This window comes from Secundilactobacillus odoratitofui DSM 19909 = JCM 15043, assembly GCF_001434895.1.
Classification (GTDB): domain Bacteria; phylum Bacillota; class Bacilli; order Lactobacillales; family Lactobacillaceae; genus Secundilactobacillus; species Secundilactobacillus odoratitofui.
The window spans coordinates 400,123-424,667 of sequence record NZ_AZEE01000028.1; the positions used below are offsets into that span (position 1 = coordinate 400,123).

22 protein-coding genes are annotated in these 24,545 nt (G+C 43.3%); 11 read left to right on the forward strand and 11 right to left on the reverse strand.

Translation table 11 applies throughout. The annotated features are described in order from the left end of the window. Positions 1-56: 56 nt before the first annotated feature. From xerS to FD04_RS06880, 3 genes are all read right to left on the reverse strand, one after another. Entirely contained in the window at positions 57-1,145 is a 1,089-nt protein-coding gene (gene xerS / locus FD04_RS06870) for a tyrosine recombinase XerS (protein WP_056947867.1), read from the reverse strand. 81 nt (positions 1,146-1,226) lie between these two features. Beyond that, positions 1,227-3,209, reverse strand: coding sequence for a hypothetical protein (locus FD04_RS06875; RefSeq protein ID WP_056947869.1), 1,983 nt, complete (start codon positions 3,207-3,209; stop codon positions 1,227-1,229). Between the two features lie 42 nt (positions 3,210-3,251). Continuing rightward, positions 3,252-3,908 carry a phosphatase PAP2 family protein gene (locus tag FD04_RS06880; protein ID WP_082603162.1) on the reverse strand — a complete coding sequence of 219 codons (657 nt, stop codon included), beginning with the start codon at positions 3,906-3,908 and terminating at the stop codon, positions 3,252-3,254. 298 nt (positions 3,909-4,206) lie between these two features. Between FD04_RS06880 and FD04_RS06885 the strand changes: the two genes are divergently transcribed. The 7 genes from FD04_RS06885 (at position 4,207) to FD04_RS06915 (ending at position 10,829) form a co-directional block, all read left to right on the forward strand. After that, positions 4,207-4,908, forward strand: coding sequence for a response regulator transcription factor (locus FD04_RS06885; protein ID WP_056947873.1), 702 nt, complete (start codon positions 4,207-4,209; stop codon positions 4,906-4,908). Between the two features lie 12 nt (positions 4,909-4,920). Further along, the gene (locus FD04_RS06890; RefSeq protein WP_056947875.1) at positions 4,921-6,333 is read left to right on the forward strand and encodes a sensor histidine kinase; all 1,413 of its coding nucleotides are present in this window, start codon (positions 4,921-4,923) and stop codon (positions 6,331-6,333) included. Between the two features lie 95 nt (positions 6,334-6,428). Next, on the forward strand, positions 6,429-7,373 hold the full coding sequence (locus FD04_RS06895) for a glycosyltransferase family 2 protein (RefSeq protein WP_056947877.1): 945 nt from the start codon (positions 6,429-6,431) through the stop codon (positions 7,371-7,373). Positions 7,374-7,377: 4 nt separating this feature from the next. After that, positions 7,378-8,028, forward strand: a complete 651-nt coding sequence (locus tag FD04_RS06900; protein WP_056947879.1) for a phosphatase PAP2 family protein — start codon at positions 7,378-7,380, stop codon at positions 8,026-8,028. A 48-nt stretch (positions 8,029-8,076) separates the two neighbouring features. Continuing rightward, on the forward strand, positions 8,077-8,319 hold the full coding sequence (locus tag FD04_RS06905) for a YdeI/OmpD-associated family protein (RefSeq protein ID WP_054702147.1): 243 nt from the start codon (positions 8,077-8,079) through the stop codon (positions 8,317-8,319). Positions 8,320-8,563: 244 nt separating this feature from the next. Further along, entirely contained in the window at positions 8,564-9,433 is an 870-nt protein-coding gene (locus tag FD04_RS06910; protein WP_054702144.1) for a bifunctional 5,10-methylenetetrahydrofolate dehydrogenase/5,10-methenyltetrahydrofolate cyclohydrolase, read from the forward strand. Positions 9,434-9,476: 43 nt separating this feature from the next. After that, the gene (locus FD04_RS06915; protein WP_054702140.1) at positions 9,477-10,829 is read left to right on the forward strand and encodes an amino acid permease; all 1,353 of its coding nucleotides are present in this window, start codon (positions 9,477-9,479) and stop codon (positions 10,827-10,829) included. A 50-nt stretch (positions 10,830-10,879) separates the two neighbouring features. On the opposite strand, the gene FD04_RS06920 is transcribed toward FD04_RS06915, so the two are convergent. Continuing rightward, positions 10,880-11,161, reverse strand: coding sequence for a hypothetical protein (locus FD04_RS06920; protein WP_056947881.1), 282 nt, complete (start codon positions 11,159-11,161; stop codon positions 10,880-10,882). A gap of 203 nt (positions 11,162-11,364) precedes the next feature. Between FD04_RS06920 and cls the strand changes: the two genes are divergently transcribed. Then, positions 11,365-12,819 (forward strand): cardiolipin synthase, encoded by a 1,455-nt coding sequence (gene cls / locus FD04_RS06925; RefSeq protein WP_056947882.1) that lies wholly within the window; start codon positions 11,365-11,367, stop codon positions 12,817-12,819. A gap of 120 nt (positions 12,820-12,939) precedes the next feature. Here cls and FD04_RS06930 read toward each other — a convergent pair whose 3' ends face one another. Then, positions 12,940-14,181: an MFS transporter gene (locus FD04_RS06930; RefSeq protein ID WP_056947884.1), complete on the reverse strand. Its 1,242-nt coding sequence runs from the start codon at positions 14,179-14,181 to the stop codon at positions 12,940-12,942. Between the two features lie 200 nt (positions 14,182-14,381). On the opposite strand from FD04_RS06930, the gene FD04_RS06935 reads away from it, so the two are divergent. The 3 genes from FD04_RS06935 to FD04_RS06945 all read left to right on the forward strand — a co-directional run bounded on the left by FD04_RS06935 (position 14,382) and on the right by FD04_RS06945 (position 16,670). Then, complete coding sequence (locus FD04_RS06935) at positions 14,382-14,951, forward strand: TetR/AcrR family transcriptional regulator (protein WP_054702226.1); 570 nt, start codon at positions 14,382-14,384, stop codon at positions 14,949-14,951. A 90-nt stretch (positions 14,952-15,041) separates the two neighbouring features. Beyond that, positions 15,042-15,893: an aldo/keto reductase gene (locus FD04_RS06940; protein ID WP_054702135.1), complete on the forward strand. Its 852-nt coding sequence runs from the start codon at positions 15,042-15,044 to the stop codon at positions 15,891-15,893. A gap of 156 nt (positions 15,894-16,049) precedes the next feature. Beyond that, on the forward strand, positions 16,050-16,670 hold the full coding sequence (locus FD04_RS06945) for a sugar O-acetyltransferase (protein ID WP_056947886.1): 621 nt from the start codon (positions 16,050-16,052) through the stop codon (positions 16,668-16,670). Positions 16,671-17,800: 1,130 nt separating this feature from the next. On the opposite strand, the gene FD04_RS06950 is transcribed toward FD04_RS06945, so the two are convergent. From FD04_RS06950 to parC, 6 genes are all read right to left on the reverse strand, one after another. Continuing rightward, entirely contained in the window at positions 17,801-18,163 is a 363-nt protein-coding gene (locus FD04_RS06950; RefSeq protein WP_056947887.1) for a hypothetical protein, read from the reverse strand. 86 nt (positions 18,164-18,249) lie between these two features. Further along, complete coding sequence (gene msrB, locus FD04_RS06955) at positions 18,250-18,699, reverse strand: peptide-methionine (R)-S-oxide reductase MsrB (protein WP_054702126.1); 450 nt, start codon at positions 18,697-18,699, stop codon at positions 18,250-18,252. Between the two features lie 97 nt (positions 18,700-18,796). Beyond that, positions 18,797-19,936: a glycerate kinase family protein gene (locus tag FD04_RS06960; protein ID WP_056947889.1), complete on the reverse strand. Its 1,140-nt coding sequence runs from the start codon at positions 19,934-19,936 to the stop codon at positions 18,797-18,799. A gap of 101 nt (positions 19,937-20,037) precedes the next feature. Next, positions 20,038-20,967 (reverse strand): manganese-dependent inorganic pyrophosphatase, encoded by a 930-nt coding sequence (locus FD04_RS06965; RefSeq protein ID WP_056947891.1) that lies wholly within the window; start codon positions 20,965-20,967, stop codon positions 20,038-20,040. 42 nt (positions 20,968-21,009) lie between these two features. Then, positions 21,010-21,972: a LysR family transcriptional regulator gene (locus FD04_RS06970; RefSeq protein WP_056947892.1), complete on the reverse strand. Its 963-nt coding sequence runs from the start codon at positions 21,970-21,972 to the stop codon at positions 21,010-21,012. 116 nt (positions 21,973-22,088) lie between these two features. Continuing rightward, complete coding sequence (gene parC / locus FD04_RS06975; RefSeq protein ID WP_056947894.1) at positions 22,089-24,533, reverse strand: DNA topoisomerase IV subunit A; 2,445 nt, start codon at positions 24,531-24,533, stop codon at positions 22,089-22,091. Between the last annotated feature and the right edge of the window lie 12 nt (positions 24,534-24,545).

Below are 24,545 nucleotides of genomic sequence, written 5' to 3' on the forward strand. Positions count from 1 at the left end.
GGCTGAAAATTTAACGCTGCTTTGTTTTGTGACCGACAATGCTTGTCAATCGATGGTCACTCTTCATGATCGTGTAGCTGGTTCAAAGCCGAACGCTGTTGCGTATCAATAATATGAGTGTAAAGGCCAGTTGCGCTCGTCGAACTTTGCCCCAACTGAGTCGCAACCAAGTGTTCATTTTTGGTCTCAAGGTATAATTTTGAGGCTAATGTATGCCGAAGTTTATGTGGCGTAATGCGCACATGGTTGAAAGCCATCGAATATTTAGCAACCAGCAATTCAACGGTGGCAGAGGTAATACGACGTGGCTGTTGCGTGCCTTTCGTCAAAAATAAGGCTGGCGTATCACGGGTTGTCTGGTATCGACCTGCACGAATTTCCACATATTCAGCAAGGTAGGGCAAAACCCATTTAGCAATAGGAACCGCATCCCACTTACCACCTTTGCGACGGACCGTCACGCTGGCTGCCTTCAAGCTGAGTTGATCCACGTCCATGTTGACTAATTCGGATACTCGAATACCAGTACCAAGCATTAACGCGTTGATGGCCACATCCCGTTCACGATCACGCTGATAATACCGTAATTTACGCGGGTCCAATTGTTTTCCGTACTCATTTTGAATGAAGTTCAAATAACTGACATCTTGTTCACCCAACATTAATTTTTCCTTGATGTGGCTTGCACGAGTGGCGTAGGTTTCGCTATCTTGAACTAAGGCCACTTTTTTCATCACATTGCGGTAAAAATAGGGTTCACCATCCGCTGTTTCAGCTTCAGTGGTTAAAAAACGAAATAGGGCTGAGAGCGCGTTTAATGAACGATTAACGGTTCGGTGGGATAAAACACCATTGGGATGACTTGCGGTTTGTTTACCGCGGTTTAACAAGTAGGCCTTGTACAACTCCATATCCTGTTTTTTAAACGTTGCCAGGTCATCTAGGCTAATCTGCTTAACGGTCTTGGCCTGAGTCAGATTGGTATCAATCATCCAGATAAAGAAACGGTGGAATTCGTTTAAATACTGATATAGCGTTGCTGGAGAAAGGGGCACGCTTGATTTGGTTAAATAGTAATCAGCCACGTATTCAGGTAGCTGCTGGACCATTTTTTCATTATGACTCACATAATCTGCTTGATTCAAAATATTCCTCCTCAATGATTGTAGCCAGACGCCAACCGAGTTGACCTACTCAACTTGTTTAGACCAATGACCGGCAATCATTCATCGGTCAAACTGATAAACAAACGAGGCGTACGGATGCTGAGTGCCACCATAAACTAGCGGATACGGCGCTAATCGATCATTTAACGTTTGGGTCAACAGCAGTGACTGTGGTCGATTGAGTAGATTCTTAAGCTGAATTTGGTAATTGCCCACCGGCAACACGTGATTAATGACTAAAGCGCTTGGCATTCGAGTGAAGCGATAATGTCGGTGGGTCTTTAAGTTAACGAGCTGGCCACTAAACAATAGATCTGGCGCCAATGAAACACTAGCAGAACGGGCTAAATGATTCAATCGAATTTCTTGGGTGAGCGTCCCATTTGCTTCAATCGGTGTCCGTTTTGCGTCAAATTGCAATGATAATTGACTTTGTTGCGTGGCAACCGGGCTTTGTGGCATCCGTTGCAGATTTCCCGCACCAACACCAACAAATACCGCTAGCAATCCGACAACGCTCCAACCAACGCGTTTGGCAGTCATTGAACGCTTCACAAACAAGTCATTTAAATTGGCCGTTGCTAAGCTTGGTAAAGCACACAGGATGCCCAGGATAGGTAACATCACCTGACCATACCGACTTTCGGTTTCCCACAGCAAGGTATGAAAGGCGAGGTACCCAAGCGCCGTTAATATGGTCAGGGTGATTCGTGGATCAACGGTCGGAATCGTAGCTCGGTTTCGCCAAAGACGCAGGCACCGAATTAACGTCTCGGTATAAAGTAAAATGAATCCGATTCGCATGATGAGCGAGCCCAGCAACGATAGGGTCGGCCCCATTTTTTGATACCATCCCGGCGCTTGAATAAAACCACCAGTGTACGCCTGTTGCATAAAGGAAACGTTCAACAAAATACTAGCTTTTTCAACCCAGCGTCCCAAAATACCTGCTGGACCCAACGACTTCAAGCGAGCCGGGAGTGCTTTTTTAAGATAGGCCTGTTTTTGGGTCTTACCTTTGATCTGACTCAGTTTTTGAACATCTTCAAAATTGTAACGGCCAGCATATTTGGGATTATAACTCATCCAAATCCAGTGGGTGGTCGGAAAGGCTTCGGCGTTATTTGGCTGAAAATGACTTACTTGACTTAAACCGTGTGCCGATGGAACTGCTAAAGCAAAACCAACCGCAATCAAGATAAAGGGTGTCTTCAGTTGATTTAAAGCAATCCGGTTTCGAAATGCCAGCCAAATCGTCACTAACAACACCGCAACCAGTAACACAATTAAATTGGGTTTAACCACTTCACCCAACGTGATGACAACCACTAAGCCAAACGCTGCCAACCACTTTTTGAGTCGGCCAAAATGTTGCCAGCCAATCACGATGTTAAAGGTGAGTGCTAAACAAATTAAGGTTGGTAAATCGGAATAAAAAACTTGTAAGTAATAAGTGTAGGCAAATGGGCTAACTAGAAAGAACATCCCCGCTAAAATAACCGCGCCGTGTCGATGACTCAATCGGAGTAACGCGCGCAGCATAATCACAATAAAACCATCCAGCAAAATCAGTGATAGCAAATGCACACTGTTGTTGGTCGTCATGTGCAACCAGCTGGTAGCTTTAAGCCAACCTGCCAAAATAACGGTCAAAGACACATTGTTTGGAAATCGCTGGAAATAGATTGAATCATTCCAAGTCAAATTGCCGCGACTCAACTGCTCAGCTTGAACGATTGTCCGAAACGGATCGTGATAGACCGTTGCTGGGGTGACCCACAACACCGCTATCTGGATGATCACGATTAACGCCACCATTGCCACCAACAACCAGTTCACAGTTTTATCAGATAAACGTTCTGCCCAGTTCAGGTAGTATGGTTTTAACTGCCACACCACAATGCAGCCAATCACAACCACAGCTGTCATTTTAAAATTGAAGGGTACAACTAGGTTCGAAACAATCCCAATCCCCATTGCAATGGCCAAAATCAGGCCTAATATTGCCGTAATGCTACTATGTCTACTCATCCTTAACTTCATCAAAACTTCCCCTTGTTTTCATAATAATCGATTTCTTAACGCCTATTCGGTTGAGCGCTGAACTTTGGATGAGTTGAAGTAGTACGCGCCTAACTTAACACAGGCCAACCAAAACAACGCCAAACAACTGCCACCCAAAACGTCCGTTGGGTAGTGTACAAATAGATAAATCCGATCAAAGCCAATCATCCCAAACCAAATCAGACTGACTAACCCAACGACTAACTGCCATTCTTGATTTCTCAGTAGGGGTACCACGTAAAAGAGGACGATCAATACCATCATTAAGGTACTGGTTGTATGCCCGCTGGGAAAACTAAAACCACCCTGAGCCACCAATTTACCAAGTGGTCGACTTCGCTGAAAAAAGTGTTTACCCAGATAGGTCAGTAAATTAATGCCTAACTCTAGCCAAATCAGTTGTCCCACTTCCAATCGATGCCCGATAAACCAAAGACCAACACCAATCACGACACAAATCAGCAGATTGATCACCGGTGTCCCCCAGAACGCCAGGTGGGCAAACCAAGTTGTGCGGTGAACCGTTCGAACATTTTCAGCAAGTTGTTGAAGCGGCTGATCAAGCATGTGCAACCAGGCTGCATTCGTCGCAACCCCGATGCTAAGCACGAGAAAGCCAGCAAGTGATACCAAGCATAATCCCCACCAGCCAGTATATTTTTTAGACTGTTGCGCCATTCAAATCAATTCCTTTATTAGTATTATGAACCATCGTACTTTAATTTTATTAAAAATGAAGACATTAATAAAGTGACCATTCCTGAAACTAATCTTAGAATTTCTCAGAATTAAAATTGTATCCTTATTCAAATTCGGCTTTTGATAAGAACAACCCCGTTTAGCACAGGATAGGGCCGCTCAGTTCTATCAAACAAAAATCGCGTTAAATCTGAGAATTTCACAGGTATTTTTGCCATAAAATGCGTATGATATGTATAGTAGACTAAACTTTATGATGTAATTGGAGTGATCACACATGACCCATTCACTATTAATTGTTGAGGATGAAGAAGGCCTCACAGATTATTTAAAAACTGAATTACAATTTGAAGACTATCAAATTTATACGGCAAGTGACGGCCAACAAGCGCTCTCTGCTTTTGAAAATTTGCGGGGACAATTGGATGTTATTTTGCTTGATTGGATGCTGCCAAAACTCGACGGACTTGGCGTGTTGCGTCGAATTCGTAAAACTAGCGACATTCCGGTCATCATGATGACTGCCAGAGACTATGTTGGCGATAAAGTTGCCGGTTTAGATACGGGGGCGGATGATTACATCACCAAACCGTTTGAAATTGAAGAATTACTCGCCCGATTACGCGTGATATTAAGACACAAAAAAACTACCACGAATCGTGATCAGGACCATAACTATCGGATTGGCGACTTGATGTTAAACACGAAGCTTAGACAGGTCACCCGTGACAATCAAATTATTCAATTAACACAACGCGAATACGAGCTGTTACTAACCCTCATGCAGCATTCGGGAGAAACCATGTCTCGTGACGACCTCTTAAACACCGTGTGGGGGATCGACTTTGACGGTCAGTCCAACGTGGTTGACGTTTACATCCGTTATCTCCGCAATAAAATCGACCGCGATTTTGAGGCCTCTTTGATTCACACTGTCCGTGGTATCGGCTACGTTTTATCCGCGAACTACCAAAGCTAAGGGGGCATTTAAGTGAAAAACGCCCGGATTGAAACAACATCCAAAGCGATTCAGCGTCGTTTTTTTAGCCTGTTTATTGTTTTTGCGGTCCTACTTGGCATCTCAATTGTGTCAGTCGTTGGCTTTCAGCTGGTTCGTCAATCTGAACAGCAATCCATTCAACTTCTGAGCAGTTTAAAACGGTCAATTATTGATGATCGACCTGATTGGAATCAGTGGCGCAAAAACAGTACGATTAACACCGCCAACACTTACGTAAAAGTGTATAATTCAAAAATTGGCACGGCACCTGATACTTTTTATTCCAAAGGGACCAAGCGATTTTTAAGTAAACGAAGCTATCAATTACCAATTTTTTCAGCAGTCCGTTACGTCAGCGATTATGGTCTAGTTTACTATCGGTCAGGTTCTCGATTAGGCATTCAATCTCAAATTTGGTTGAGTTTGAATGGCGTTGTCACCATTTTGATTTCCGTTTTGATTGTCACGGCGATTTTAATGTTGTTTGGTATCACACTTGGTGGCTATTTTATTACCTTGAGTGCCAAACAAATTACTCAGCCACTAGCTAACCTGAGTAAAGCAGCGCAGGCTGAAAGTGCGCGCTCGGCTGATTACGCTAATCCGTTGCCAGCACCACAAACGCCCGTTGAGGTTGCACAATTAGCCAATAGCTTTAACACGTTATTGGGTGCCGTGAATGATAAAAATAAGCAAGAAAAGACCTTTGTTTCAAACGCCGCGCATGAATTGAGAACGCCCATTGCAGTCATCTTGGGTCATAGTAAGCTCATTCAGCGACGGGGACAAGACCACCCAGAAATCGTGACGAAATCGGTCAACTTTATCACGGATGAAGCGACTCGGATGCAGCAGCTGGTCAATCAGCTACTCATCTTATCTCGCGCTGATCGCGCAACCAGTGAACGAACCTACATTAACCTATCAAACTTGGTTTTTGAATCCGTTGAAGAACAACGAGCCCTGTTAATTCAAAAAATCAGTGTCACCGGTGCTTCGGCCGCAACCGTACTTGCCAACGCCGATAACGTCCAACAAATTTTGCGAACCTTACTGGACAATGCTGGCAAATACTCCCCCAAGGATAGTTTAATTCGGGTTCATTTAGAGCAAACGCCAGCCGATGTCACGGTAACCGTCGTTAATGCTGGTCCTCAAATTTCAACTGAAGATCAGGCCCACTTATTTGATCGCTTTTATCGAGGGAGTTATGCTCGCGATTCCAGAATTGAAGGCACCGGTCTCGGTTTGGCGATTGCTAAGCAGCTGGCCAACCTGAATCAGATTAAACTCACTGTTGCCAATGCAGTCCCAAGTGGCACGCAATTTAGTTTAACGTTCAAAAATCCACAACCGACATCAACTCATATTGACCGTGAAACGCCCCTAAAAGAACTTAACTGAGATTTTCTCAGAGAGTTCTTTTTTTTTACCGATTTAAGTATGATTAGGTTTCTCCTATACTGAAACCATCAATTCGCTAAGAGGGGTTCCTTAAAATGAAAACTATCTCAATTGTTGTCCCATGCTATAACGAACAAGACGCGATTCCCATTTTTTACAGTAAGGTCGAAAGCATCCTGAATCAATTTAGTACGGATGAAAGCGAAGTCTACCACTGGGAATACTGGTTTATTAACGATGGTTCAACTGATCAAACTATTGATCAACTCAAAATTTTACACGCTCAAGCACCGGATCAAGTCCACTTTGTTGATTTTTCGCGTAATTTTGGCAAAGAGGCGGCCCTTAAAGCCGGCTTGGACCAAGTGAGTGGTGACTATATCGCCGTAATGGACGTTGACTTGCAAGATCCACCTGAGTTGTTACCCAAGATGGTCCGATTACTCAACACCACTGATAACGATATCATCGCCACCAGACGCTCAGATCGAAAAGGTGAACCAGTACTGCGTTCATGGTTATCAAACCGATTTTACGGGCTGATCAACCGAATTTCACAGGTTAAAATGCAGTCTGGGGTTCGTGACTACCGTTTAATGCGTCGTTCAGTAGTTCAAGCGGTCCGCTCACTGCCAGAATATAACCGTTTTTCCAAGGGCATCTTCAGCTGGGTAGGTTTCAAAACCCAGTACTTGGAATTCGCCAACCAACCACGAGTGGCCGGCGAGACGCACTGGTCGATGAAACAACTGATCAGCTACTCCTTTGAAGGTATTCTTGATTTTTCGGAAGCACCTCTAAACTTGGCCTCATGGGGTGGGCTTGGCTCTTGCGCTTTGGCCATTATTGGACTGATTATCGTTATCTTCCGCAAACTCGTCTACGGTAACCCAACAATGGGTTGGCCATCACTGGTCTGCATTATTTTACTCGTTGGTGGCATTCAACTCTTCAGCCTTGGCATCATTGGCAAATATATTAGTAAGATTTACCTGGAAACCAAGCACCGACCACAATATCTTATCAAAGAAAAGAGGTAGCCAAATGTCCACCACGTTTAATCAGAAGCTTAAACCAGCTAACTGGCGCCGTGTGAGTTTAGATTGGGGTCTGTTCTTAATACTCGCAATTGCAATCAAACTCAATCTAACCAGCGGCCTCGATCAAAGTTTTACTCACCTAATTACTGCTTTTCAAAGCAGTAGTCGTACGACAATTTTTAATTGGCTCACTTGGAGTGGGTCACCAATCATAACACTTGCCGGCTGTTTGTTACTGGCGTTAGTTTATATTTTGAGGGAACAACTGTTACAAGCTGCCATTATCTTATTGACCATTGTCAGTGGCGATGGCTTCGCCTGGCTATTTAAGATGTTAATTCAACGGCCACGACCACTAGCAACCGAAACCATCAGTCAGGGATTTAGTTTTCCAAGTGCGCACATGGTTGGCGCAATTATTTTGGTCAGTCTACTTTGTCACTACTGGCATCCAGCTAATCACCGATACCGTGTCCTTCAAGTTTTGATTGGCTTTAGTTGGGTGGCTTTAGTCGGCTTGTCCCGCATCTATTTACAAGCCCACTTTGCGACGGATGTTTTGGGTGGCATGCTACTTGGTTGGACCTGCTGGCGAACCGTGACAGTGGTGATCCCAATGGTCATTAACCGCCACTTACAACGAATTGACAGTTGAGTTCAGGCAGTGGTAAGCTAAGCACACTTCATAATGGAGATGAGACGGATGGCACAACCACCATTAAGTGACTTTGAAAAAGATATTCCAGCAGTTAGTGAGCTTTTAGGAGACGAGCCGGCGCTCCAAACTTTTTTCAACGCGTTAACACCTGGCTATCAACGCGAATGGGCTCGCTTTATCTTTGGGGCCAAAGCAGCGACTACCAAACAGCGCCATATCGATCAAATGAAATTAATTTTTGCGGCCGGATTTAAATCAAAGCGGGCCTATGATCAACGGGCGAAGTAACACCTCATTTAAAACGCTATGGACTAAGTCGTTATTTACGGCGTCCATAGCGATTTTTTTGTTTTAAACGGTTATTTTAATTTAATCATGAAATTTTTAGGTGACTGACAGCCAATTTTCACTGATTATCAGTTATAATACGAATATTGAACGTTAAATCCAATTATTCGTTCATATCTCGCTTCATTTAACGTTTTGGCATAGGTAAGAGACACTTTGAATCCGAAAGGGTGGAGATTGATTAATGATTTTAGATGGTAAGGCACTGTCGAACCAATTAGACGTTAATATGAAGGCCGAAGTGGCCGAATTAAAGGCAACTGGTCTGTCCCCAAAACTGGTGGTCATCATTGTTGGCCATGACCCAGCCAGTCAAATCTACGTGCATAACAAACATCGCAAAGCCATTAAATTAGGCATTGAATCAATTATTGAGCGACGAGAGGCTGATTTTACAGAAGCCGAATTATTACAACTCATTGACCAATATAACTGTGATGACAGTGTACACGGCATTTTAGTTCAGCTGCCGCTACCTAAACACATTGATGAAGGTAAAATCATTCGCGCGATTGACGTCCACAAAGATGTCGATGGCTTTAGTCCGGAAAGTGTCGGCAAACTATTTAACAATAGCCACGAACACTATCCGGTCTCTTGTACGCCTAAGGGAATCATGACGATGCTTTCACACTACCACATCGATCCTAAAGGTCAGCACGCTGTGATCGTTGGTGACTCCAATATCGTAGGTCGGCCAATGGGCGCGCTACTCCTGAATGCCGGCGCAACCGTGACTTACACCCACATTTTGACCGAAAATTTGTCTGCTCACACTAAGACCGCTGACATCCTGATTGTTGCCACTGGTGTTGCACACCTCATCAAAGCCGCCGATATTAAACCTGGGGCTACGGTAATTGATGTTGGCATGGACCGTGATGAAAATGGTAAACTAGTAGGTGACGTTGATTATGATCACGCAAAAGACGTTGCTGGTGCAATTACACCCGTACCAGGTGGGGTGGGGCCGATGACAATTACGACGCTCATGCAACAAACGATCGAACTGGCTAAGGTCGCTGATCACCGGACATTACAACCAGTTCGTTAGGCTTCAAACACCCTTATTTTATGAACCATGAAAGGATGTTTTTATGCAACGAAAATTAAATGCCCGTCAGATTCATATGATTGCCATTGGTGGCACCATTGGGGTTGGCCTGTTCATGGGGTCAGCTTCAACCATCAAATGGACTGGGCCATCCGTCTTGCTAGCATACGCACTGGCAGGGATTGCCCTGTACTTCATCATGCGTGCATTTGGTGAGATGCTTTATATCGATCCAGATACTGGTTCATTCGCAAAATTTGCCAGTGAGTACATGCACCCGTTTTTTGGGTACTTCACCGCTTGGAGTAATATCTTTCAGTGGGTGGCTATCGGCATGAGTGAGATGATTGCCATTGGCAGTTATGTTCAGTTTTGGTGGCCATCACTGCCTGGGTGGATCCCTGGCCTTATCGCCATAGCCACGCTTTGTCTAGCCAATCTAGTTTCAGTCAAAACGTTTGGTAACCTAGAATTTTGGTTTGCCTTGATCAAGGTTGTGACCATCGTGTTGATGATTATTGCCGGTTTTGGGCTGATTTTATTCGGTATCGGCAATCACATGCAGCCAATTGGCTTTAGCAACCTCTGGCGGTTTGGCTTTTTCACCGGTGGGGTGAAGGGCTTTGTATTTGCGCTTTCAATTGTTTTAGCGTCATATCAAGGTATCGAATTCATCGGGATTGCCGTTGGTGAAGCTGAGAACCCACAAAAATCGCTGGTAAGTGCCATTCAGTCAACAGTTTCGCGAATCTTGATCTTTTACATTGGGGCTATTTTTGTCATTCTATGTATTTACCCTTGGAATCAACTTGGCACGATTGGCTCACCCTTCGTTCAAACCTTTGCGAAAATTGGGATTTCAGCCGCTGCGGCAATCATTAACTTTGTTGTAATTACTGCAGCACTTTCTGGTGCCAACTCTGGTATCTACAGTACCAGTCGTATGCTTTACACATTATCGAAAACCAACCAGTTACCAAAACGTTTCGGGCTCCTAAACCGACATGGTGTGCCCGTGTACGCCACTTTAACCATCGCTTTTGGTATTTTCTTAGGTGTGATTTTAAACCTGATTTTACCCATGTTCTTTAAAAACGCGAATGATATGTTTGTTCTGGTGTACAGTTCCAGTGTCTTACCCGGGATGGTACCGTGGTTCGTTATTCTGATCAGTCAATTAAAGTTTCGCAAACAGCATCCAGACCTAATGGCTACGCATCCATTTAAGATGCCATTTGCACCATTTTCAAACTACGTGACGATTGCGTTTCTACTTTTAACATTAGTCTTTATGTTTTTAAACCCCGAAACCCAGATTCCGGTTTTAATTGGGGTTGCTTTCTTGGCCTTTATTGCGTTGACTTATTGGCTCAAACAGCTCAGACACCATGCTTAACAACAAGCGCTTGATACCCCAAAAACTGGGTGATATCAAGCGCTTTATCTTTAGCGATATTGAATGAGTACGTAACGGCCAATTTCTTTGATACCAAATAGTTCAATTTGGGACTGACTAAACGCGAGGTGATCATTTTCTCGTGATAGAAAGTCCCGTGCCTGGTCCTGACTATAAAATTCACCAAGAATTTCAATTTTTTGGGTTTTCTCCAATGCGTCGCGGGCTTGGAGCCAATTTGAAACGTTGGCAATCCCGTATTGATGCGTTAATTGACGCCAAGTGAACAGGTTAGTCGTTTTGAGCTGGACTGGATTAAGTTGTTTCAGCATGGATACCACCATCATTTCATTATTGATAAGGTCATTATGCACGTTAAATCTAACGAAAAGGTCAAGGTAATGGTAAGAATCTATAAAGATTACCAAATTCGTTTCACACCTGGAAAAACTAACAATTATTTCAAATAAGTACTGTTCTGAAAACCGCTTTTGCGGTAACGTTAAAGCATGTTATTCTTTGGGGGAGATTTTCTATGAGCTGGAACATCATCAATACCGTTATTTTACTCATCTTTACATTGAACACGATTGCCGCGGTCCTTACCGTCTTTAGAGAACGACGAGACATTGCTGCAACTTGGGCTTGGTTACTTGTGCTCAATTTACTGCCAATTGTTGGGTTTTTAATTTACGCATTCTTTGGCCGTAAATTAACCCACCGTCAGTTGCATAAAGTGCGCATTCAACCTGATCCCGAACTAACTGACGCACTGAAACGCCAACAGTCAATGTTGCCACCTTATTCAGTAGACGATACCCACCAAGAATCATCGGTCAAAAACATGATTGAACTTTTTCAAAACGTTGATCACTCGTTTGTTACCATGAATAATCAAGTGGCAATCTTTACTGATGGCACCAAATTATTCGATGACCTCAAATCTGAAATTTTGAACGCCGAACATAACGTCTATATCGAATTTTATACCTTTTACAATGATCAACTTGGCCAATCGATTCTTAAATCGCTCGTTGCCAAAGCCCGTGAAGGTATCGAAGTTCGAGTCTTATACGATTCTTGGGGATCGATGGGCACCAAACGAGATTTTTTTGATCCCTTACGTGATGCTGGCGGCTTTGCAGAACCTTTCTTGGGCATCCATTCCAATTGGCGTGATTTTCGGTTGAACTTCCGAAATCACCGGAAAGTCGTCGCAATTGACGGCTGGACGGGCTACATTGGCGGGTTCAACATTGGCGATCAATACGTTGGTCGTGCTAAAAAATTTGGGTATTGGCGTGACACGCATTTAAAAGTCGAAGGTGATGGTGTGCTGGCCTTACAACAACGATTTATTCGTGATTGGAATGCCACTGTTCCCGAAAACGAATTGGATCTTAACCAGACGCACTTTCCCAAAACTAACGATGGGCTTGGTAAAACGATGATGCAAATTGTGGGGAGTGGCCCTGATTCTGATTTAGAACAGGTGAAAATGGGCTATTTACGTATGATTAACAGCGCCCGAAAGCGACTGTATATCCAAACACCTTACCTCATTCCTGACGATAGTGTCTTGAATGCGTTACGGAGTGCGATTTTGTCCGGCGTAGACGTGCGAATCATGGTCCCACACATGCCTGACCACCCATTTGTGTATCGCGCAACCCAGTACTATGCCCGCCTGTTAGCGGAAGATGGTGCTAAAATCTACTTTTATCAAAAGGGGTTCTTGCATGCCAAAGTTTTAACCATAGACGATGCAATTTCTTCAGTTGGTTCAGCGAACATGGATTTTCGCAGCTTCAAACTAAACTTTGAAGCCAATGCGTTTGTCTACGATACGACCTTGGCAAGTCAGTTACGCGAGATTTTTAAAGCTGACATGGCTAATAGTCAGCTCATCACGCCAACTGATTTTCGCCAAATGTCACTATGGTTACGATTTAAGCAGGCCTTTTCACGGTTATTATCACCGATTCTTTAAAGGTATCTCGATTTTAAATGCCTTATCCACAACAGGGTAACCAATTAAAAACCGTCCTAATCAGTTTGAAAATTCAACTGATAGGGCGGTTTTTTTCGTAAAACTATTCAATTCTGGTGACTAAACCGTCCGCCGAAACTTGATTCGTAACGATGGTTGGGTAATCCAGAGCATCAAGAAGTTGATCATTAACAAGCAGGCCGTGGAGATAAACACCACATTGTAACCAAATAGTCCGGCCAGCGAACCACCCAGTAACGAGCCAAACATGTTACCAAGTGCTTGGAAGGATTGATTCCACGAAAAAATTGCGGAAGTCGCGGTAACTGGGGCGTTTTTGGTTAATAGCGTCTGAATCGTAGGGAAGAGGGCCCCATCAGAGATACCAATCATCAGACGGAGAAAACCCAACACCCAAATACTAGTGACAAAACCTTGTGGGATGTACATAATCGTGGCAAATAAGTAGCCAGCCATCAAAACTTTACTAGAGCCGTTAGAATCACCATAAGCGCCTAAACGGGGAGCAGCCAAAATATTGGAGATACCGGGTAAAGCGGCAATAATACCCGCCACAAACGCCACCGGACCAGCATTGTGCATCAGCTCTTTAACGTACAGACTAATAATCGGTGCAATTGAAGTGTTGCCTAATTGAACAAACATCGTTGAGAACAGTAATACAATGATTAATTTAGGCTTCTCAAACTGACTCAGTAAGCCGCCCAACAGGTGCCCTTGCTGATCACCCGATTTGGTGCGCTTAACCGGGACAAAATACTCGGTCACAAAAACGGCAGATAAAATGCCCGCGATGACCAATAAGGTCGCCGTGATGAAAAACGTATCTCGAATTGAGAAAACTTCTGCTAACGCACCACCGATAATTGGCCCCATCAGCATCCCAGACGTGGAACCAGTGACTAAGGTTCCCAACGCCTTACCGCTATGGTCACGTGGCGTTTGGGAAGCAATCAATGCTTGTGCATTTGAGATATAACCGGAAAATAACCCTTGTAGGGCCCGTAATGCGAGTAATTGCCAAACGTTTGAAACTAAGCCCATCAAAAACATCGCGGTAGCCATCCCGAACGAGGCACGAATCAACATGATTTTGCGACCTTTACGATCGGCTAATGCACCCCAAATTGGCGAAACAATCGCCGTTACCAAAAATGTGGCTGCGTAAACTAACCCACTGTAAAATGATACTTGAGCCTTAGTAAAGTTGCCCAATTCGCTGACATATAATGACATAAAGGGCATAATTTCACTAAATGCAATCCCTGCAATGAAGGTACATCCCCAAAGAATCGCTAAATTTCTTTTCCAGGGACTTTTTTCCCTGTGTGCTTCATCCATATTGATATTCCTCTCCTTAACTGCCAAACAGATCTATTCACAAATAAAGACGCCCTACGAAAGCGGCGTAATAATTCGGACATTATGATTAATAATTGCTAAAATAAAGTGTAAGCCTTTTCGTAAATTAATCATTGTAAATTTAATTTACAAATGGTAATAATAGTCTTATTCCTAATAAAATGCAAGTGAGTGATAAAATGGTTCAAAAGCGAAATTTATCGGCAGCTAAAATTAAACAAACCGCGATGCAACTCATCAACGAGAATGGTGCGGAACAGCTAAGTTTTAGCCGAGTTGCAACCAATCTGGGTGTTAAACCACAAGCCATGTACCCGTACTTCAAAAGTAAAGAAGCGCTCAAGGTTAGCCTTATCGTTGACTTCTTAGACCACCTGACATCTCAAATTAGTGCACAACTGGTTGGTGTGGCTGGTCAAGAAGCCCTCATGGTGTACGGTGAGCAACTCTATCATCATCTATTAGCACAGCCCGAAATGACGCGACTGGCTTTCGGTGGTATCGATTATCAGCATCAATCAGTCGCCTATGAGCATTTTCGGGATTTAATTGCCTTATTAAAACGGTTAATTCGACCATTTACCCAAAACGAAACGGACGTGATCAATTATTCACGATTATTTCGAGCCTTCATTTTCGGATTCGTTCAAAATGAACTTTGGGGCTTATTTCACGGATCACCCGTGCCAGCAAAAAGTAGCTTTGATACGGCACTGCAGCAGGTGATTGGCTTAATCACTGTGTCGTGATGATTGATTAATTTGAAGTCTAAATGCTTGACCTAGAGTGGACTCTAAGTAATAAACTGGGCATATTCACGAGAAAGCAGGCGACATTAAATGACAACAACTTTTACATTTGATTCAGATTTAACCGTGAACCGTTTGGGTTACGGCACGATGCAATTACCTGGTAAAGGCGTTTGGGGCCCATCAACTGATCCTCAAAACGCGGTTGACGTGATTACAACCGCCATTGATCACGGCGTAAACTTCATTGATACCGCCGATTCATATGGGCCATTATTCGCTAACGAGTACTTGAAACAGGCGTTAGTAGCCCGGCCAAATCATCACGTCATGGTGGCAACTAAAGTTGGCTTTACCAGACAAGGACCAAACATCTGGACTGAACTGGGCAATCCTGCTTATTTACGGCAGCAAGTTGAAATGAACCTATTTACCTTGGGACTTGATCACATTGATTTACTGCAGTTGCACCGAATTGACCCCAACTTTACGATTGAAGAACAAGTGGGCGAATTAGCTAAATTACAACAAGAAGGCAAAATCAAGCACATTGGGCTAAGTCAAGTCTCCGTAGAACAATTGCAAGCAGCGCAACAGGTCGCTCCAATTGTGTCTGTTCAAAATCGCTATAACTTGATTGATCGTGCTGACGAAGCCGTTTTAGATTACGCACAAGCCAATCATATTGCCTTTATTCCTTGGTTCCCACTGGCCACTGGTCAATTAACTGAGGGTGACACGTTGTCTACGATTGCCACAAAATATCAAGCATCACCAGCTCAAATTGCCTTGGCATGGCTACTTAAACGGGCTGATGTAATTCTACCGATTCCGGGAACTGCTTCATCTGAACACGTCATTCAAAACATTGATGCTCAAAACATTGAACTCAGTGAGGCTGACTTTGAAGCCCTGAGTAACATCGACAGTGCATCAAAGTAACGTGATTGTCTGATTAACTAAACGTCAAACTTTAAAAAATTAGCGCGCTTCGCACGATTTACGTGTGGCGTGCTTTTTTGTAGAAAAAGCGGTCATTATGATAGCGGTTACAATTCTGGTATAATGGCTACAACACGTATTAGGAGGGACTTTGTCATGGCTTCTGCGCAACATAACGGTGAACTTTACCTACCAACTGATCCAGAAATTTTGAAAGAACAAAATTATTATTTGAATTTGCTTTACGATTTCAATCAGCTACGGCCAAGTGATAGCGATCAACGTCAACGCCTCATGGAACAGCTTTTTGGTGACCTCGGTGAAGGATGTTATATTGAATCACCGTTCCATGCAAATTGGGGTGGCCATCATGTTCATTTTGGCAATTATATTTATGCTAACTTTAATTTTACGGCGGTGGATGATACTCATATTTACGTTGGTGACCATACTATGATTGGTCCTAACGTCACCATTGCAACAGCGGGGCACCCAGTGTTACCAGCATTGCGTGAACAAGAATATCAATATAATTTACCAGTCCACATTGGGTCAAACTGCTGGCTAGGAGCAGGGGTCATCGTACTACCAGGGGTGACCATTGGTGAAAACACGGTCGTTGGGGCAGGGAGTGTCGTCACAAAAGATCTCCCGGCCAATGTAGTTGCTGTTGGCAATCCGTGCAAAGTGATGCGACCAATCTCTGAAAAAGATCAACAGTATTATTATCGGCAACGTCAAATCGAATGGTCAAAAATTCAACTGAAAAAAGGTTAGAGTTAAACTTAATAAAATATTGGTTTTATTAAGTTTATTTTTTTTAACAGATTCCTCTCAAGAAAAAGCAACCCTCTCACAGCTTTAAGTACTGAGGGGGTTGCTTTTTTCTTGAGAGGGGCCCTTCATTATCCCAGTCACATGCCGTCTTTAACAACTAAACAAGATAAATTTACAAAAATAGTGGCGAAAAACTGAAGAAATACCGGTAAATTCATACAGCATCGTGTTGGAACGATTCCCAGAAGCTCTAAACCGCACGATAGCAACGTTTTGATCAAATTCGATTGCATTGCAAAATTTGGGGTTTAATTTGCAATCCAGTAATTTAGTCGTGTGAATTTCATGGCTGATGGTTAACACTACAACTGAACTCAATAATAGCCAATCACATCAATATTAAACGGAATGAACAGCGTCGCACGTCTTGCTCATTGAAACGACCTCAGTAGCATGATTCGCACCCAATTTTGCAACATGTTTACACATGAGATTACTTGTTCAGCTGATAACGGACTGAACCTTTTTTCAATCAACGATGTCAAGTACAAAAGATTATCGACTAAACACTGATTTACCGCAGCTTTTTACATCATGATCCTCAGAAACGTATTCTGAGCTCATTTCAGATAGTGAAACGCATCAGTTATCGTTAAAATGCGACTGTCAGCAATTCAACATAAAATGGTTATCTGTATAAAATGGTTATCTGTATTGTACGAATTTACAGTTAAATTAAATATTGGGTCTAATTTGACTAACAAATGCAAAGTAGCATCAAGAATCAACAAGACAAAGGATAGTCTAGCATCATGACCCAAGATTAGTGTCACCAGTTCAGCTCAATCATTATTTGATTGGTTTTTGAACTTCATCAGATTCAATCAACTTGGCTCAAGTAATTCGGTAATAATCATGAAGGGGGTATGTGTTTGAGCGAATATTACGTTTTTTATCTCTACTTTACATAATATATATTATTCAAAGTAGTGTTTCTCGATAAAATCCAGCCCTTATTTATCTACCATATTTTATTTTGTGTCATCACACTTTGGTACGATGACACAAAAAGCCACGTCGCTTTTACCGACGTGGCTTTCAATCCAAACATTCAATTAAATTAAATTAAATTAACTTTCTGAATTGGCTTTTTTAAACTTATTATTATACCAAATGGCAAATACGGCTGCAATGACACCAATTAAACTAATCATCACCATGCTGACCATCAACAGACCATGATATTTCATCACAGCGCTGTATGCCATGCCAGCCAACAAAATCACCGCCAAGATGTTAACCAACGTTAAAATGATCTTCTCAGTTGAATTACTCTTCGACAAATACAACGAGATTGCGTACACACCTAAATAACTGATAATACTAATCAAAACTTGATACGTAACGTGATGCTGACTAATCGCGGTTATGACTGTCACTAGACACAAACAGATTGCGGTGATCCAAGATGTAATTGCCGTTTTTTTATACAAACCAAACAACTCCTCAAATAGTCTTCAAGGTCTATTATTCGATATGTGACACGTTTTTGCAACCGCTTTTCTTAAAGTTTACCTGCTTACGGCTCAAACAAAGACTTGTACTGACCATAACCGGCAGTTTCAAGGTCTGCCAACGGGATAAATTTCAAAGCAGCACTGTTAATACAGTACCGAAGTCCACCGGCAGCTTGCGGCCCGTCAGTAAAAACGTGGCCTAAATGAGACGTTGCTTCACGTGATCGAACCTCCTGACGCAACATTCCATGAGAAGTATCTAAACTCTCAGACAGCGCATCCTTTGCAATTGGCTTTGTAAAGGATGGCCAGCCACAGCCGGCATCATACTTATCAAGTGAACTAAACAACGGTTCACCGCTAACGATATCAACGTACAAACCGGGTTCATCAAACTGATCGTACTGGCCACTAAACGGCGCTTCAGTTGCTGCATGCTGCGTGACCTCATAGGCCGCCTTGGACAAGCGTTGTTTTAATTCTGCATCACTTGGTTTTTGATTAGTTGCCATTTTACCAACTCCTTGATTTATCAAATAAAAACTAGATTTATTAAATTGTACACAACTTAATAAATCTAGTATACCGCATTTGCAATTACTGACAAGTTTAAGGTTTAGCGATGACCAATCTGGTGATGTTTTCTGCTGTCCGAGTTAAGTTTTCAGCAGCTTTAGCGATAGCAACCGGTAATGTTTCAACTCCTGGTAAGATGGCAAATACCGCATCAATGCCGTCTGGTCGAATCACACCAGTTGTTGGCCCAACTGATCCAGCTAACGCAACAACTGGCGCAGTTGGCGCAGCTTGCTTGGCTGCCAGTGCAACGCCGAATGGTGTCTTGCCAAATTGAGTTTGCTCATCAATTCGCCCCTCTCCCGTAAAGACCAAATCAACGTTGGCCGCTTTTTGCCTTAATTTGGTCATTTCAAGCACCAAAGCGACGCCTGGTCTGATTTGGCCAGGCGTAAAGCTGAACAATCCCGCGCCCAGTCCACCAGCAGCGCCAGCGCCGGGGATATTGCGAACGTCAATCTGAAGTGCTTGTGCAATGATGTCTGCATAGTGAGCCAAATTTTGATCTAATTGTTGCTGCAGTTGCGCATCGGCCCCCTTTTGCTGACTAAACATATACGCTGCACCATTCGGACCAGTTAATGGATTGGTCACATCTGAAGCAATCAGCAAGTCAGCTTTTGCAATCCTTGGATCAATTGTGGTCATATCGATTGAATCAAGTTGCGCGAGTGCGATACCACCAAACCCAATTTCATCACCAGCTTGATTACGAAGGTGGACACCTAAGGCTTGGGCCATCCCTGCCCCACCATCAGTTGTGGCACTGCCACCCAACCCTAAGATAAGACGTCGCGCACCAGCATCAAGCGCAGCCAACATTAATTCACCGGTTCCAAAAGTTGTGGCCTGTCCGGCTTGGATCGAACTACCATCTACGTATTGCAACCCACTGGCTTGAGCCATTTCAATCACTGCGGTTTGGCCGTTATCAAGTAAACCATACGTTGCTTTAACTGGTTTCCCAAGCGGACCCGTCACTTCCGCGTGTCTCAATTCACCATGATTCGCCTCAACTAATGAAGAAACTGTCCCTTCACCGCCGTCCGCCATCGGAATTTTAACGCACTCAGCCTGAGGCATCGCCCGTAACACGCCTACTTCAATAGCGTCAGCAGCCTGCTTGGCCGTTAAACCACCTTTGAATGAATCCGGCGCAATCAATACTTTCATTTGTGAGTCTCCTTTTTACCGTCTGTCTTAATCTGAACCAGACTTGATGCATAAAAAAAGTACCGTAGCAAATTGCCACAGTACTCTTCCGTGTTGAAAAATTAACCTTCAAAAGCAGTTTGTAATGGTGGTACCACTTGCTTCTTACGTGATACAACGCCAGGTAAACTAGCACGATCATCTTTCAAAGTTGTATTAAAGGCTTTTTCGACAACGGCTTTAGGTTCACCCACAACGAACAGTTCTGAGTTACTATCCAAAACGTTAGTGGCCAATACTAAGAATAAGTCATAGCCTTCTTTAGCGCTCTCATCAGCCATAGCTTGCTTGATGCCCGCTTCACGGCTAATAACATCATTTAAGTCAACCGTGTTGATTTGGTCGATACGAACGTTCTTGCCAGCCATCGTAAATGACTTGGCGTCAGCAGCAACTAATTCAGCGTCACTCTTAGCAGCTAAGTTAGTGCCAGCCTTTAACATTTCGATACCATATGATTGATAATCAACATCAGCAATTTCAGCTAAAGCCTTCACTGCTTCGCGATCTTTATCAGTGGTGGTTGGTGATTGCAATAATAATGTATCTGAAATGATGGCAGATAACATTAAGCCTGCAAGTTGGGCTGGAATTTCAACTTCGTTTGCAGCGAACATGTTGGTTAAAATTGTGCTGGTACAACCAACTGGTTGAGCAGTGTAGTAAAGTGGTGCTGCAGTATTGAAACCAGCAATTCGGTGATGGTCAACCACGTGGGTAACTGTCACGTCAGCAATATCATCAGCACTTTGTTGTGGTTCGTTGTGATCAACGAGCATCACAGCATCAACTTCATTAGCCACCGTCTTAACAACCCGTGGTGTTGGTTCATTAAAGTGGTTTAAAACAAAGTTCGTTTCCATGTTAGGTTCGCCCAAGGCAACGGCCTCAACATCGTAACCTAACTTGGATTGCAGGTAGGCGTAGGCCTTAGCTGCAACAATTGCATCTGTATCAGGATTTTTGTGTCCAAAAACAAGTTCCTTTGACATAAACTTATCGCTCCTCAAATATGACTTTACCCTTTAATAATACTATTTATTTTGTTCAATTTCTTGTAAACGGGCCAAATAATCTTTGGTTTTAAGATATTGATCAAATTGTGCTAAAAAGTGGCCGATACGTGGGATTTTATCCTTACCAGACCGGAAGACGAATGCGAGTTCGAAACGAATGTTAGGTTCGAAGCGCGCAGTCCAAGTATCCGGTTGTTCGCCTTGACCCACCACAAATGAGTTTGGTAATGCGGTGTAAGCGCCTGTCTGCTTAGAAAAGCGTAACAGTTGCTCTGGCGTCGTAAATTGAGCAACGCTGGTTGGCATATCGACCATCGCATTCTTGTAAGCTTCACGCATGACGTGACTTAAGTAGTAGTTCGTCGGATACGTGGTCCATGGTCGATTAGGCGTGTCCGCAAACTTGATACGCTTCTTCTTGCTTAATTTTTCATCATGGTGAATGAATAACAAGTCATCACTGATGATTCGCTTTGATTCATATGGTTTCCAGTTTTTAATGGATTCATCAGGTAGATACATAATCGCCAAATCAATTTGGTTATTCTCTAGCTTATCCCAAATTTCTTTACGAGTCAGCATGTGCAACGTAATTTTAACGTCAGGGTTCTCGCGATATGACTGAATGGTAAAGTCCTCAAATACGCTATCTTCAACTGAAGCAAGCAAGCCAATGTTGATGTCGCCTTGGGTTGCACTCGTTGATTGTTGAATCTCATCAGCGGCTTCGTTTAAAACGTCGTAAATGCGATGCGTAGCGTCCAACATTGTGTAGCCAGCATCGGTCAACCGAAGTTTTTTACCAACCGAGTAAAATAACCGAGCGCCAACTGTCCGTTCGAGCTTTTTAATTTGTTGCGTTAATGCGGGTTGTGTGATGCCAAGAATCTGAGCAGCCTGAGTGTAATTCATCGTCTCAGATAATTGCAAAAAGTAGGTGAGTGTCTTCGAGGAGAAGATACTTTCTTGTTTACTTTTCATTGGGGAAAGCCTCCTAATGGATTTGTTCTTAAGGTTTTATTATCACAGCTATAATAACCATCTTTAAGCAATTACGCAATTATTGTAATTCGAAAATAACCAAACGCTAATAAAAATTAAGATAATGTTAAGATAATTGGTTTTTGACGAAGGCTTTCTGGGACACCCTCGGATTCTGTATCAATCACGAAGGAACCATTAGAATAACGGTTATTGAGCGGATGTTCTGCCGGTAAAATATCGTGAACTTTGCATCGGTCCGTAATGACCTCTAACGGTGCCTCAGCATCGGTTAATTTAATGAAATCAACGACTTCATGTGGTTTAGCCTTGAGGGCATGAAGAATTTGAACACCCTTTCGTGCCCGACTAGTAACTGGAATTTCACTGGCTGACATCTTCTTGAAGGCACCTCGCTGTGTAATTAAAGCAACCACATCATCGTCATTAACGAGTTGCATGTTGACAACGGTGTCACCATCGCCAAGATTCATCGAGCGGACACCAGTCGTACGTGCACCGTTGACCGATACTTCAGCAAAATCATACCGTAAGCCTTGACCCAATCGTGACATCAACAAAATCGAAGCTTGCATTGGCTTGGCAAGGTAAGTCACGTTGACAACTTGAGCGTCCGCCTGCTTTAATTTTTCAAAAACCATGGCTCGAGACTTATAAGTACGCCCTGGTAACAGACTGTCAAAACTTGTCCGTTTGATATAGCCATCGGAAGTCGTAATTAAAAACTCCCCGGCTTCTTTAAGGGTCTCAAACGCATAGGTCGCAATGATTTCTTCATTATCAGCCAGGCCAATGGTTTGCGAAATGTGTTCACCGGTATCTTTCCAGCGAGCATCAGTAATTTCATGAACTGGTCGGTAAATGAGATTACCGAGATTGGTAAACATGTACAAATGGTTCAGCGTGCTGAGCTTTTCGGTGAAGATTGGATAATCTTCTTCCTTCAGACCATTATCTTCCGGATCAGAAGCGTTATAGGAGCGAATACCACTTCGCTTCAAATAGCCATCATGGCTCACCATCACAACGACTTCTTCATCTGGCACCATGACCTCAGTTGAAATCTTCAAAGGTGTGATTTCGGCTTGAATCTCAGTTCGTCGATCATTGCGGTATAGTTTGTTAATTTCCCGCAATTCCTGACGCAAGACTTTGTTGAGTTCTTTAGGATCAGCTAAAATTTTGTTGTAAGTCGCAATGTTGTCAGCCAGTTCCGCCGCTTCCTTTTCCAGTGCGGTCACGTCAGTATTGGTTAACCGATAAAGCTGTAAGGCTACAATCGCGTCGGCCTGGGCCTCAGAAAAGCCGTAACTACTCATCAAATTATCGCGGGCGTCTTTACGATTATGACTGGCCCGAATCGTTGCGATGACCTGATCTAGAATTGACAAGGCCTTGATCAATCCTTCAACAATGTGTTGGCGTTTAAGCGCTTTGTCAAGGTCAAACTGAGTCCGACGGGCAATCACATCTTGTTGATGTTCAAGATAAGCACTCAAGATGGTTTTCAAACCAACGTGTTCTGGTCGACGGTGGTTAATGGCCACCATGTTGAAGTTATAGGTCACCTGCAAATCAGTATTTTTAAATAAATAGTTTAAAATACCGGTTGCATCCACATCTCGTTTAAGCTCAATCGCAATGGATAGTCCGTCACGGTCAGATTCATCGCGGACCTCTGAAATCCCATCCACTTTTTTGAGCAATCGCAGCTCGTCAATTCGTTTGACCAAGGCAGCTTTGTTCACTTCGTATGGAATTTCACTGACCCGAATCAATTGCTTATTGCCCCGAAGTTCTTTAATCGCTGTTCGAGATCGCACAACCACGCGACCACGGCCAGTTTGGTAGGCTTTTTTAATGCCATCAAGACCTTGCAAGATACCACCAGTTGGGAAATCTGGCCCCTTAACAAAGGTCATTAACTGTTCTAAATCGGCGTTGGGATGAGCTAATAAATAAATTAAGGCATCGATTACCTCGCCCAAATTGTGCGGTGGAATATCCGTGGCATACCCAGCGGAAATACCAGTTGCACCATTCACCAGTAAATTGGGGAATTTGGCTGGTAAAACAGTCGGTTCGTATTCGGTATCATCAAAGTTCAACACCATATCAACGGTTTCTTTATCGATGTCACGTAACATTTCGCCGGCGATTTTACTGAGTCGTGCTTCCGTGTACCGCATTGCGGCCGGCGGATCACCGTCCATTGAACCGTTATTCCCGTGCATTTCAACGAGTGGTTCCCGAACTTTCCAGTCCTGACTCATACGGTTTAAGGCTTCGTAAATCGAGCTATCACCATGGGGATGAAAATTACCCATCACGTTACCAACTGCCTTAGCTGACTTACGGAATGGCTTATCGTAGGTGTTGCCATCCTTATTCATTGCAAATAAAATTCGCCGTTGAACCGGCTTGAGCCCGTCGCGAATATCAGGGAGGGCTCGTTCTTGAATGATTGACTTCGAGTAACGACCAAATCGGTCACTCATCACTTCTTCTAACGTGAGTTCTTGTATCTTCGTTCCCGCCATTCAAAGCACCCC